Genomic DNA, 12,723 nt, shown 5'->3' with positions numbered 1-12,723 from the left:
ACGACGCTGATCGCGCACGGCGCGCTGTGCACACAGCGATGCCGTGGCGACGACTGCAGGTGCAGATGGTCGGCCCGCGACTGTGGCCGTAGAAGAATTGCCGGCGTGCGGGCGCGCGTTCATGGCGCGCCGTTGTTGTGGTACAGACGGCCTTCGATCGAAGCGGCCGGAAACGAGGCGGGTTCACCTTGGTTCCGGCGGCCACTACCGAGGACCGATCTGCTCGTTCTCACACGTCCTGCAGGACTTCACGGCAACGGTCGTTGACAATCTTATCATTGGGGCCGACCTGCATAAATACCGACCTGCACCAACAAGACGGCCGCCCCCGCGGTGCGGGGACGGCCGAGAAAGTCCGGACTCGTGGTCGATCAGCGACGCAGACCGAGGCGCTCGATCAGCGCACGGTAGCGGTTGATGTCGACCTTCGCGACGTACTTGAGCAGACGACGGCGACGACCCACGAGCAGCAGCAGACCACGACGGCTGTGGTGATCGTGCTTGTGCTCCTTGAGGTGCTCGGTCAGGTCGGTGATGCGCTTGGTGAGCAGCGCGACCTGGGCCTCGGGCGAACCGGTGTCGGTCTCGTGCAGCCCGTACTCGCTGAGGATGTCCTTCTTCTCGGCGGCAGTCAAAGCCATGGAGATACTCCTGTTTTTCAGTTCCGCGTACACAAATCTGGGCGCGCCACCGCGGACTGCAGCAACGCCGACGTGCCAATTTACCAGCGGTGCTGGTCGGGACCCAAATCGCGACCGGTCAGTGCTCCGCGGCCGCCAGCAACGACCGCGTCTTGTCCACGTCGTCGCCGATGGCGGTGATCAGGTCCTCGACATCTGCGAACGGCACCATGCCACGGATCCGGGCGACGAAGTCCACCGCGACGTGCTGTCCGTACAGATCGGCGCTGGTGTCGAGGACGAAGGCCTCCACGGTGCGGGTGCGTCCGGAGAAGGTCGGGTTGGTGCCGACCGACACCGCGGCCTGATAACGCTCCCCGGGCACCACCTGCCCGACCACCGGACCGACCCCGAGCACCGTGAACCACGCCGCGTACACGCCGTCTGCCGGGATCGCGGCGTACATCGGGGGTGCGACGTTGGCCGTCGGGTAGCCGAGTTCGCGCCCCCGGCCGTCGCCGCGGACGACGACACCTTCCACCCGGTGTGGCCGGCCGAGGGCCTCGGCGGCCAGTTCGACGTCCCCGGCGGCGACGCAGGATCGGATGTAGGTGGACGAGAAGGTCACGGCGTGTTCGCCGAACAGCGAGATCGCCTGCACCTCGAAACCGAACTTCTGGCCGAGATCGGCCAGTTTCGCCACATCACCGGCGGCCTTCTTGCCGAAGGTGAAGTTGTCGCCGACGACGACGTCGGCGGCATGCAACGTCTCCACCAGGATGTCGTGCGCGAAGTCCTTCGGCGAGCGAGACGCGAGTTCGGGCGTGAACGGCATGACGCAGAAGACGTCGATGCCGAGTTCCTCGGCGAGTTCGGCCCGCCGGGTCAGGGTGGTCAGCTGCGGAGGATGCGAGCCGGGACGGACCACCTCGGCCGGATGCGGATCGAAGGTCATCAGCACCGACGGCACCCCGCGGGCCCGGGCCGCCGTCGTCGCCGCAGTGATCAACTGGGCGTGTCCACGGTGGACGCCGTCGAAAACGCCTATGGTGACCACACATCTGCCCCAGTCCGCGGGGATGTCCTCGAGACCTCGCCAACGCAACACGCGCTTCAGCCTACGACCCACCAGCCCCACTGACCACCACCGCCCGGGCGTGGTGAATAGCGGGTTTCAGCGTCCACCGGCCGCCGTGAACAACGCGTGACCACACCGTGCGCGTGGTCCGCCGACACCACCGCAGACGCCTCGGGAGGATTCGGCCTGCATGCCCTAAGCTCGACTCATGCCCCAATCCCGAACGGTCGCCGCTGCCAAATCCGCGGCGGCCAACCCCGGATCGGGTCCCGATCGTCCGGTGACCGCGCTGTCGTCGGTCACCCAGGACTACCTCAAGGTCATCTGGACGAGCCAGGAGTGGGCGGACGTCAAGGTCACCACCAAGATGCTCGCCGAGAAGTTGGGCGTGTCGGCGTCGACGGCGTCGGAGGCGATCCGCAAGCTCGCCGATCAGGGGCTCGTCTCCCACGAACGCTATGGCGCGGTCACCCTCACCGACGAGGGCCGCACGGCGGCGATCCTGATGGTCCGCCGGCATCGCCTGCTGGAAACCTTCCTCGTGCGCGAACTCGGATACGGCTGGGACGAGGTGCACGACGAGGCGGAGATCCTCGAGCATGCGGTGTCCGACCGGTTGATGTCGCGCCTCGACGCGAAGCTCGGCTACCCGGACCGCGATCCGCACGGCGACCCGATCCCGGCGCTCGACGGCTCGGTGCCCAGCCCCGACGTCACCGCCCTGGCCGACCTCAAGGTCGACGAATCCGGCCGTGTCGCAAGGATTTCCGACACCGACCCGGAGATGCTGCGGTATTTCGACGAGGTCGGCGTCGCACTCGACTGCGAGATCACCGTCGTCGAGAAGCGCCCGTTCGCGGGAACGATCTCCATCTCCGTCGACGGCAACACCAATCTCGACCTCGGTGACGTGGCGGCCCGCGCGATCTTCCTGGTGGATCGAACCTGACCGCCCCTCGCTCAGCAACTTCCCCGCTGGTCGAGTAAGGCACCGAGCGCAGCGAGGCGCCGCATCGAGACCACTTCCCTTGGCCGACAAGTGACCTCGACCTCACTGCGACCAATACCTCACTCGATCACCGCAACGTCGCCGGGCGCACCACCATCACCGAACTGGCGCGTCTCCCCTTCTCTTGCACCAGGGCGATCGCCTGCCCGGCCGGGTCGATGACGACGTAGATCTCCTTGCGGCCGACCGGCGTGAGCCAGCGTCCCTGGCTGATCGACTCGGCCTCGTCGTCGTCGATATCGCGGTGCGGGAACGAGAGTTTCGCCGCCTCGTCGATGGACAGCGAGAGAAGGGGCGGGTCGCCGAGATCATCGAGACGGCGAGCGTGATCGAGGGTGAACGGTCCGACGGCGGTGCGCCGCAACGCCGTCAGGTGGCCGCCGACGCCGAGGGCGGCTCCGAGATCGCGTGCCAGGGAACGGATGTAGGTGCCGGCCGAGCAGTCGACCTCGACGTCGATGTCGACGTACCCTTCGAGACACTCGAAAGCCCGCTCCTCAGGGAGCGAGGGGACGCGCTCGCAAGCGGGCTCCTCAGGGACCGGGTGTCCGCGCCGGATTTCGTGAATCCCGAAGCGCGACACCGTGACCGGCCGCGCCTCGAGGTCGAACTCGGCGCCCGCCCGCACCAGGTTGTGGGCGCGCCGTCCGTCGACCTTGATGGCACTGACCTTGGCGGGCACCTGCTGGATGTCGCCGGTGAGATCGGCGATGCCGGCGGCGATCTGGTCGTCGGTGATGTGCGATGCGTTGGTCCGGGTGAGGATCTCGCCCTCGCGGTCGTCGGTGTCGGTGCTCGCGCCGAGCCGGATCGTCGCGGTGTAGGACTTCGTCGTCAGCGAGAGCAGCCCCAGCAGTTTGGTGGCTCGCTCGATACCGATCACGAGGACCCCGGTGGCCATTGGGTCCAAGGTTCCAGCATGCCCGACTCGCCTGGTGTTGAACAGCTTTCGACACTTCGACACGACGTCGTGGCTGGTCATGCCGGCGTCCTTGTCGACGATCAGGAGGCCGGCGTTCTCGATGGATGCGTCGGCCATGTCAGGTGAGCGCGATCGTGGTGGTGATGAGGCCGCGGTCGATCAGCCACCGGCCGGACAACTCGGTGAGCGGTGGTCCGCCGTCGATGGTGGCCGGGTCGATGAGAATCCGCGACCTGAACGTGCCGCCGGTGTCGGAGGTCTGGTCGAAGGTGATGTGCGCGTCCTCGAAACCGAGCCAGCGGTGCGTGACCGGGAACCACGCCTTGTACGTTGCCTCCTTGGCGCAGAACAGAAGTCGATCCCAGTGCAGGCCGGACGGGCGGGTGGCGAGGACGTCGCGTTCGGCGGCGATGCTGGTGTGGTCGAGCACCCCGTCGGGCAGTGTGTCATGCGGTTCGGCGTCGATGCCGAGCGATCTGACCTGCAGCGCATAGCCGACGATCGCCGCCCGGTAGCCGTCGCAGTGCGTGAGGCTCCCCACGACCTTCTCCGGCCACAGCGGCATCCCCTTGTCCCCCCGCATGATGGGTGTGGGCTCGAAACCCAGCTCCGACAAGGCTTGTCGCGCACAATCCCGCGCCGTGGTGAACTCCCGCCGCCGTTTCTCCACGGCACGTTCGATGAGGCTCCGCTCGGCGGGCATCGGCTCCAGACCCGGCGGGTCCTCGAACGCCTCGACTGCGGCCACCCCGGCCGGTACCAGCTGCTCGATCACCCTTGTCCCTCCGTCTTCCCGCTGCCGGATCGTTGTGCCCGCTGTTGCCGTCGTTCCTCGAGCCGCCGTGCGAACTCGCGTGCGCGTTTCTCGTAGTCGGGCGGCAACTCGAATCGGGCGCCGTGCCCGGGCAGGTCGTCCTCGGTCAGCCCGGGGTCGGGAATGATGGCCCGCAACAACGGTTCGGGCAGACCGCGGCGCTTCCACTCGCGCGGATAGCCCACGGACACCTCTTCGAACCGGACGAAGTCGTACCAGGTGGTGCGCGGGATGTGCAGATGGCCGTAGACGCAGCAGGCGGCCCGATAGCGCGTGTGCCAGTCGTCGGTCAACTCGCTGCCGCACCACAGCGCGAACTCGGGGTAGAACAGCGCGTCGGTGGGTTCCCGGCGCAGCGGCCAGTGGTTGATGAGCACCGTCGACTCGGCCGGGTCGATGGCGTCGAGGCGCTTGCGGGTGGACTCGATCCGGGCCCGGCTCCAGGCGTCCCGCGTGGGATACGGCTCGGGTGAGAGCAGGAACTCGTCGGTGGCCACCACGTTGCGTTCCCGCGCCAGGGCCAGCGCGGTCAGCTTGGTGGAGGTGCCCTCGGGGCGGAAGGTGTAGTCGTAGAGCAGGAACATCGGCACCACCCGCACCGGCGGGGTACCGTCGCCCGGGTCGAACAGCGGATAGATGTCCTCCGGGGTGACGACGCCGAGGTCGCGGCACGCCTGCACCAGATAGTCGTAGCGGGCGACGCCGAAGATCTGCAGCGGGTCCTTGGCGGTGGTGTAGAGCTCGTGGTTGCCGGGCACCCAGACGACGGTGTGGAATCGCGACCTCAGCCGGCGAAGGGTGTCGACGATGTCGTCGGTGCGTTCGGCGACGTCACCGGCGACGATCAGCCAGTCGTCACTGTGCGTCGGGCGGATCATGTCGATGATGTGCTCGTTGCCGCGGTGCGCGACGTGCAGATCGCTGATCGCCCAGAGAGTTGCCACGAGGATCCATCGTGCCAGAAGCGGCGGTGTGACTCAGTCCGTCCCCACCCGGCGCCAGCGCCCCGAGCGGATCCGCCAGACCACGCTGGCCAACCGGATCAGCATGAAGAGCATCAGACCGGTCCAGATACCCGCGAGGCCCCAGTCGAACACCAGCGACAGCCAGATCATCGGGAAGAACCCGACCAGCGCGCCGGTCAGCGTCGCGGTGCGCAGGAACGCGGCGTCGCCGCTGCCGAGCAGGACACCGTCGAGCGCGAACACCACGCCGGCGACCGGCAGCATCGCGACGAAGTACCACCACGGCACGCTGATCGCGTCGAGGATGCCCGGGTCGGAGGTGAACAGCCGCGGAATGATGCCGGCACCGACCGCGAAGACCGCCGCCGCCAGAGATGCGGCGATCAGCGACACGATCGTCACGGTGCGCGCCACGGCACCGGCCGCGGCCGCCGCTCCCGCACCGAGCGCCGCACCGACGAGGGCCTGCGCGGCGATCGCCAGCGAGTCCAGGAACAGCGACATGAACTCCCACAGCTGCAGCACCACCTGGTGGGCCGCGACGTCGGCGACCCCGAACCTTGCGGCGACCGCCGCCGCCGACAGGAAGCAGACCTGGAACGAGAGACTGCGCACCACCAGGTCGCGGGCCATCACCAGCTGCGCCCGCATGACCGGCCGGTCGGGGCGCAGCGCCCCCGGGCCGGCCTCGCGAACCAGGCGCACCGCGAAGAGCGTCCCGGTGATGCCCTGGCCGATCAGGTTCGCGATCGCGCTGCCCGGCAGTCCGAGCCGCGGGAACCCGAGCACCCCGTGGGTGAGACCGACGACCAGGACCGCCGCGACCGACAATCCGACGACGACGTAGATCACCGGACGCCGGGTGTCCTGCACGCCGCGCATCCACCCGTTGCCGGCCATCGACAGCAGGATGAGCGGCACGCCGAACATCGCGATCCGCAGCCATTCGGTGGCGTCGTCGGCCACCCGGGCGGCGTCGGGGCCGGTGCCGACGAGCAGATCCATGACGTAGGGCGTCAGCGGATACATCACCGCGACCAGCAGCACGCCGACAGCCACGGCGATCCAACTGGCCTGCACCCCCTCGTGCACGGCGCCGACGCGATCGCCGGCACCGAAGCGGCGGGCCGACCGGGCCGTCGTGCCGTACGACAAGAAGGTCAGCTGTGTGCTGATCACCGACAGCACGAGCGTCGCCACCCCGAGCGCCGCGAGCTGATGACCGCCGAGGCGACCGACCACCGCGAGGTCGAGCAGGAGGTACATCGGCGGGGCGATGAGGACGGCGAGGGCCGAGACCGTCAGGGTGGCGATCCGCAGGCCACTGGTGTCCGGGCCCGCTGTCGACATGCGGTCAACCCTATCGACGCCGGACGGGCTGACTGCCGGGCGGTGGTGTCGATGCGGTCGTCGCAAGCTCGCCCTCCTTGCTCGACCGGCAAAGGGCGCCCCGACCAGCGGAAGGGTCGCTGAAACCGGAGCGGGGCCACTTCCGGGCAAACCGTGGCAGGGTGGGGTCATGGTCGCCTCCACCTCTCCCTGGCCCGCGCTCACCGTCGACAGCTGGACCGACACCCGTGACACCGTGCACATGTGGACGCAGATCGTCGGCAAACTCCGCCTGGCGCTCGGGCCGAACATCAACCATTGGTGGGGCATCACGCTCTACGTCGATGCCCGCGGCCTGACCACCTCGCTGATGCCGGTCGACGACGGCGGGCTCGAGGTCCGATTCGATTTCGTGACTCACGAACTGGTGATGCAGCACACCGACGGTCGGTCGCGCAGCATCCAACTCGGGCCACGATCCGTTGCGGACTTCTACCGCGAGTTCCGGGCCGACCTCGACGCTCTCGGGGTGCACGCCACGATCTACCCGGTTCCCGTCGAACTTCCCGAGGTCATCCCGTTCGCCGACGACGAGGTTCACCACTCGTACGACCCGGTGGCCGTACACACGTTCTGGCAACAGCTCGTGGTGATCTCCGAGGTTTTCACCGAGTTCCGCGCGCGCTTCACCGGAAAAGTCAGTCCGGTCCACTTCTTCTGGGGCTCTTTCGATCTCGCGGTCACCCGGTTCTCCGGACGGTCCGCACCGCAGCATCCCGGTGGCGTACCCAACTGTCCGGATTTCGTCATGCACGAGGCATACGACGCGGAGTTGGCCAGCGCCGGCTTCTGGTGCGGCGGGGGTGCGGAGGGCGCGTTCTATTCCTACGCCTATCCGGTGCCGGACGGATTCAGCACGACGCCCATCGAGGTGTCCGGTGCCCGGTACGACGAGCAACTCGGCGAGTTCGTCCTGCCCTACGAGGCGGCCCGGACTTCGGCGGACCCGACCGCCACGGCGCTGGGGTTCCTCGAGCAGACCTACCGCGCGGCTGCTGATGCGGGTGGGTGGCCGGCGGGGTTGACGAAGTAGCGCTCGGACCGTCGTTTCGGCCGCTGCGGTTGCCGAGCACGCGTGCCTGCGAGCGCGACGAAAGTGTTCCCCGGCGCCGCTCAGGTGGGGTCTTACAGGGAATCGAGCAGCCGCGCGACGACCTGATCCGCGGCGCCCTCGTCGCTGTAGCCGGATGCGTGCCGGTGGCCCCCGCCGCCGTGTGAGGTCGCGATCGGGACGAGGTCGACGGTCCGCTTGGAGCGCAGCGACACCGACCAGCGGCCGGGTTCGATCTCCTTGAACACCGCCGCGATCTCCGCCTCGGCGGCGGTCCGGACGATGTCGACGACGCTCTCCGATTCCTCCCAGCTCATGCTGCGCAGCAGCGCGTTGCCGATGACCGCGTAGACCAGTCCCTCACCGCCGCACGCCTTCGGCACGAGCTTGGCGGCCCCGAGCACCGATCCGACCATCGGCAACCAGGCGAACGGGTGGGTGTCGAGCAGGATCCGGCTCCAGGTGCGGGCGTCCACGCCGGTGTCGAGGAGTCGGGCGGCGATCCGGAACGATTCGGGCCGAGCCCATTTGAACGATCCGGTGTCGGTGACCAGGCCCGCGTACAGACATGTCGCGATGTCGACGTCGATGGTCACGTCGAGCTCGTCGAGCACCGCGAGCACCAGAACGGCGGTGCAGTCGGCGGTGGCGTCGATGAGGTCGAGGTCGGCGAACCCGCCGTTGGAGGCATGGTGGTCGATGGCGATGGTGCGCTCGGCCGCGGTGAAGGTCGGCACCAGCGATTCGAGTCGGCCGAGGCCGGCGGCGTCGACCGACACCACCACCCGATGTCGCACCAGGTCGGCCTCGTCCACTAGCAGTTTGGCGCCGGGCAGCGCGCGCATGGCATCCGGCAGCGCGACGGTGCCGGGGAACGCGACCTCGACGTCGGCGCCGAGCCGATCGAGCGCGAGGCCGAGCGCCAGCCCACTGCCGATGGTGTCCGCGTCGGGGCGGACGTGGCAGCAGATGGTGACCGCAGGCACGTCGATGAGTGCCTGCGCCACCTCTGCGGCCGAGGACGCGGTCACTCGGCGGAACCGCCGTCTGCAGCGTCCTCGTCGTGGCGGTAGGGATCGGCGTCGCCGGCCGGTGTGGCGGCGGCCGCCTGGCGGGCGACCAGTTCGTCGTTGGCGCGCGCCCGCGCCACGAGCTCCTCCATGTGCCGGGCGGCGTCGGGGACGGTGTCGAGGACGAACGTCAGGGTCGGGGTGAACCGCACACCGGTGCCGGCACCCACCTTGGAGCGGAGGATGCCGGTGGCCTTGGCCAGGCCGGCGGCGGCCGCCTCGTAGTCGGGTACGGCGTCGATCGAGTCACCCATCACCGTGTAGTAGAGCGTCGCGTCGTGCAGATCGTTGGTGACCCGGGCATCGGTGATGGTGACGTATGCGAGTCGCGGGTCTTTGATCTCGGTGCCGATCGCCGACGCGACGATCGACGAGATGCGCTTGGCGAGGCGGGCTGCCCGTGCCGTATCAACCATCTCGATCCCTTTCCTTTGGGCGAAAAACTACTCCCCTTCCCGTCCACAGGTGATCCGTGGACGGAAAGGGGTAGCAGTAGTGCGGAAACCTCTCAGCTGACAGGAGTCAGTCGCGCGACTTCTCCTGCAGCTCGTAGCTCTCGATGACGTCGTCGACCTTTATGTCGCTGTAGGTCACGGTGAGACCACATTCGTAACCGTCGCGAACCTCGGTGACATCGTCCTTCTCGCGGCGCAGCGACGAGATCGTGAGATTCTCGGCGACCACGACGTTGTCGCGGAGCAGGCGTGCCTTGGCGTTGCGGCGCATGATGCCCGACTGGACCAGACAGCCGGCGATGTTGCCGACCTTCGACGACTTGAAGATCGCGCGGATCTCGGCGCGGCCGAGCTCGACCTCTTCGTAGACCGGCTTGAGCATGCCCTTGAGCGCGCTCTCGATCTCGTCGATGGCCTGGTAGATCACCGAGTAGTACCGGATGTCGACGCCCTCGCGGTTGGCCAGCTCGGTGGCCTTGCCCTCCGCACGGACGTTGAAGCCGATGATGATCGCATCCGAGGCGGCCGCCAGGTTGACGTTGGTCTCGGTGACACCACCGACACCGCGGTCGATGACGCGCAGCGAGACCTCTTCGCCCATGTCGATACCGAGCAGCGCCTCTTCGAGGGCCTCGACGGTACCGGAGTTGTCGCCCTTGAGGATCAGGTTCAGCTGGCTGGTTTCCTTCAGCGCCGAATCCAGGTCTTCCAGGCTGATCCGCTTGCGGCTGCGTGCGGCCATCGCGTTGCGCTTGCGCGCATTGCGGCGATCCGCGATCTGCCGGGCGATCCGGTCCTCCTCGACGACGAGCAGGTTGTCGCCCGCGCCGGGCACCGAGGTGAAGCCGATGACCTGCACCGGACGCGACGGGGTCGCCTCCTCGACGTCGTCGCCGTGCTCGTCGACCATGCGTCGAACGCGGCCGTAGGCGTCGCCGGCCACCACGGAGTCGCCGACCTTGAGCGTGCCGCGCTGCACCAGCACGGTCGCCACCGGGCCGCGGCCGCGGTCGAGGTGGGCCTCGATCGCGACGCCCTGGGCGTCCATGTCGGGGTTGGCCCGCAGATCGAGCGACGCGTCGGCGGTGAGCAGCACCGCTTCGAGCAACTCGTCGATGTTGGTGCCCTGCTTGGCCGAGATGTCGACGAACATGCTGTCGCCGCCGTACTCCTCGGGGATGAGGCCGTACTCGGTGAGCTGTCCGCGGATCTTCTGCGGGTCGGCGCCTTCCTTGTCGATCTTGTTGACCGCCACGACGATCGGCACGTCGGCCGCCTGCGCGTGGTTGACCGCCTCCACCGTCTGCGGCATGACGCCGTCGTCGGCCGCGACCACCAGGATCGCGATGTCGGTGGCCTTCGCACCGCGGGCACGCATGGCGGTGAACGCCTCGTGACCCGGGGTGTCGATGAAGGTGATCAGGCGGTCGTCACCGTTGAGGTGGGTGTTCACCTGGTATGCACCGATGTGCTGGGTGATGCCACCGGCCTCGGCCTCGCGGACGTTGGCCTTACGGATGGTGTCGAGCAGTCGGGTCTTGCCGTGGTCGACGTGACCCATGACGGTGACCACCGGCGGACGCTGTTCGAGATCTTCCTCGCCGCCCTCGTCCTCGCCGTAGGACAGGTCGAAGCTCTCCAGGAGCTCACGGTCCTCGTCCTCCGGGCTGACGACCTGGACGTCGTAGTTCATCTCGGAGCCGAGCAGCTCCAGCGTCTCGTCGTTGACCGACTCGGTCGCGGTGACCATCTCGCCGAGGTTGAACAGCGCCTGCACGAGCGATGCCGGGTTGGCGTCGATCTTGTCGGCGAAGTCGGACAGCGATGCGCCGCGGGCGAGCCGGATGGTCTCGCCGTTGCCACGGGGCAGCCGGACACCGCCGACTGCCGGTGCCTGCATGTTCTCGTACTCGGCGCGCTTCGCCCGCTTCGACTTACGGCCCTTGCGGGGCGCGCCGCCGGGACGACCGAAAGCGCCGGCCGCACCACCGCGGCCACGGCCACCGCCGCCACCGCCACCACCGGGACGACCGCGGAAACCGCCGCCTGTACCGGCCGGTGCGCCACCGGGCGCTCCCTGACCGCCGCCGCCACCGCGGTAGCCACCGCCACCGCCGCCACGGTTACCGCCACCTGGTCCGCCGCGGCCGGGACGGCCGGCGTCGGGACGCTGGGTACGGCTGGGCATCGCACCCGGATTGGGGCGCGGAGGCATGTTGCCGGGGTTCGGACGAGGTCCGCCCTGACCCGGAGCTGGTCGCGGACCACCCTGACCGGGGCCGGGACGACCGGATGCACCGGAACGTCCACCCGGACGCGGGCCGCCCTGGCCGGGGCCGGGACGGGGGGCCGGCGGACGCGGCGCGGGCGCCGGGGCCGACGAGTAGGGGTTGTTGCCGACCCGCGGGGCACGCGGACCGGGCTTCGGGCCGGGACGCGGACCGGGACCCGGACGCGATGCGCCACCGGACTCAGCCGGACGCGCCTCGGGTGCCGGACTTGCGGCACGGGCCGCCGGAGCCTGCGGAGTCGGGGCCGCCGGAGCGGGCTTCGACGGCGCGGGAGCCGGGGTCGGGATCTGTTGGGCTGCCGGAGCCACGGGTGCGGCCGGTGCCGGCGCGGGTGCGCTCGGTTTCGGACCGGGTCGCGCCGGGCCTGGCTTTGCCGCCGCTGCGCCGTTGGCGCCCGGCTTGGGAGCCGCGGAACCGCCAGGCTTGGCCGCCGGCTTGGCGGACTCCTTGGCTGCTCCGGGCTGGGGGAATGATTCGCGGAGACGTCGGGCGACGGGGGCTTCCACCGTCGACGACGCCGATTTGACGAACTCGCCCTGTTCCTTGAGACGTTCGAGCACTTGCTTGCTCGTCACGCCCAGTTCCTTGGCCAGTTCATGCACGCGGGCCTTGCCTGCCACTGCTCTCCTCACTTGGAGGTCGAGCGGGCTGCCCGCTTCGACCTCGGGTTACTTCCGATACGTGCTCATCGTGGGGACTTCACGGTGTGCTCATAGTCTTCTGCTACCTGTTCTGGCCGGTCATGGCCATCTCCTACGGTGATCCCGCCGATTGCTTCGGCGAGGTCGTCGGGGTCCACGGTCAGACCGGGCACCCGAAGTGCCGACCCGAACGCCTTGCGTCGCACCGCGGCGGACATGCAGTCCGTCCGCGGATGCAACCAGGCGCCTCGTCCCGGCATGGTCTTCGCGAGGTCTACGGCGATCCCCGGTCGGTCGTTTTCCTGCCGGACCACGACCCGCACCAGTTCCGCCCGATCGGCGCGTTGCCGACAGCCGACACACATCCGGACGGGGCCGGGTGCCGACAGCGCTTGCTGAACCATCGATCAGTCTAGCG

At 68.8% G+C, this 12,723-nt stretch carries 12 protein-coding genes; 2 read left to right on the top strand and 10 right to left on the bottom strand.

Going from position 1 to position 12,723, the window contains the following annotated elements; all coding sequences use genetic code 11:
• Nucleotides 1-371: 371 nt before the first annotated feature.
• Entirely contained in the window at nucleotides 372-641 is a 270-nt protein-coding gene (gene rpsO / locus ACWDTI_RS17430; RefSeq protein ID WP_449739358.1) for a 30S ribosomal protein S15, read from the bottom strand.
• A gap of 118 nt (nucleotides 642-759) precedes the next feature.
• The gene (locus ACWDTI_RS17425; RefSeq protein WP_449739357.1) at nucleotides 760-1,728 is read right to left on the bottom strand and encodes a bifunctional riboflavin kinase/FAD synthetase; all 969 of its coding nucleotides are present in this window, start codon (nucleotides 1,726-1,728) and stop codon (nucleotides 760-762) included.
• A 178-nt stretch (nucleotides 1,729-1,906) separates the two neighbouring features.
• Between ACWDTI_RS17425 and ACWDTI_RS17420 the strand changes: the two genes are divergently transcribed.
• Nucleotides 1,907-2,647 (top strand): metal-dependent transcriptional regulator, encoded by a 741-nt coding sequence (locus ACWDTI_RS17420; RefSeq protein ID WP_449739356.1) that lies wholly within the window; start codon nucleotides 1,907-1,909, stop codon nucleotides 2,645-2,647.
• Between the two features lie 127 nt (nucleotides 2,648-2,774).
• Here ACWDTI_RS17420 and truB read toward each other — a convergent pair whose 3' ends face one another.
• From truB to ACWDTI_RS17400, 4 genes are read right to left on the bottom strand one after another with little or no spacing between them, the layout of a single operon-like run.
• A complete protein-coding gene (truB, locus tag ACWDTI_RS17415) occupies nucleotides 2,775-3,746 on the bottom strand; it encodes a tRNA pseudouridine(55) synthase TruB (protein ID WP_449739355.1) in 972 nt (323 codons plus the stop codon).
• Nucleotide 3,747: 1 nt separating this feature from the next.
• Complete coding sequence (locus ACWDTI_RS17410; RefSeq protein WP_449739354.1) at nucleotides 3,748-4,404, bottom strand: 4'-phosphopantetheinyl transferase family protein; 657 nt, start codon at nucleotides 4,402-4,404, stop codon at nucleotides 3,748-3,750.
• On the bottom strand, nucleotides 4,401-5,387 hold the full coding sequence (locus ACWDTI_RS17405) for a metallophosphoesterase family protein (protein ID WP_449739353.1): 987 nt from the start codon (nucleotides 5,385-5,387) through the stop codon (nucleotides 4,401-4,403). Before ACWDTI_RS17405 ends, ACWDTI_RS17410 begins: the two co-directional genes overlap by 4 nt.
• Before the next feature lie 33 nt (nucleotides 5,388-5,420).
• Nucleotides 5,421-6,758 (bottom strand): MATE family efflux transporter, encoded by a 1,338-nt coding sequence (locus ACWDTI_RS17400; protein ID WP_449739352.1) that lies wholly within the window; start codon nucleotides 6,756-6,758, stop codon nucleotides 5,421-5,423.
• 169 nt (nucleotides 6,759-6,927) lie between these two features.
• Between ACWDTI_RS17400 and ACWDTI_RS17395 the strand changes: the two genes are divergently transcribed.
• The gene (locus ACWDTI_RS17395) at nucleotides 6,928-7,830 is read left to right on the top strand and encodes a DUF5996 family protein (protein WP_449739351.1); all 903 of its coding nucleotides are present in this window, start codon (nucleotides 6,928-6,930) and stop codon (nucleotides 7,828-7,830) included.
• A gap of 92 nt (nucleotides 7,831-7,922) precedes the next feature.
• Here the strand turns inward: ACWDTI_RS17395 and ACWDTI_RS17390 are convergent, their stop codons facing one another.
• The 4 genes from ACWDTI_RS17390 to ACWDTI_RS17375 all read right to left on the bottom strand — a co-directional run bounded on the left by ACWDTI_RS17390 (nucleotide 7,923) and on the right by ACWDTI_RS17375 (nucleotide 12,709).
• Nucleotides 7,923-8,879 carry a DHH family phosphoesterase gene (locus tag ACWDTI_RS17390; protein ID WP_449739350.1) on the bottom strand — a complete coding sequence of 319 codons (957 nt, stop codon included), beginning with the start codon at nucleotides 8,877-8,879 and terminating at the stop codon, nucleotides 7,923-7,925.
• Nucleotides 8,876-9,334 (bottom strand): 30S ribosome-binding factor RbfA, encoded by a 459-nt coding sequence (gene rbfA / locus ACWDTI_RS17385; RefSeq protein WP_449739349.1) that lies wholly within the window; start codon nucleotides 9,332-9,334, stop codon nucleotides 8,876-8,878. The genes ACWDTI_RS17390 and rbfA overlap by 4 nt, the downstream gene beginning before the upstream one ends.
• A gap of 106 nt (nucleotides 9,335-9,440) precedes the next feature.
• Nucleotides 9,441-12,284: a translation initiation factor IF-2 gene (gene infB, locus ACWDTI_RS17380; protein ID WP_449739348.1), complete on the bottom strand. Its 2,844-nt coding sequence runs from the start codon at nucleotides 12,282-12,284 to the stop codon at nucleotides 9,441-9,443.
• Nucleotides 12,285-12,349: 65 nt separating this feature from the next.
• Nucleotides 12,350-12,709: a YlxR family protein gene (locus ACWDTI_RS17375; protein WP_449739347.1), complete on the bottom strand. Its 360-nt coding sequence runs from the start codon at nucleotides 12,707-12,709 to the stop codon at nucleotides 12,350-12,352.
• Between the last annotated feature and the right edge of the window lie 14 nt (nucleotides 12,710-12,723).

It is taken from the genome of Gordonia sp. NPDC003424 (assembly GCF_053588655.1).
The sequence above is the reverse complement of the archived record's forward strand: the minus strand, read 5'-3'. Positions and strand labels throughout refer to the sequence as shown.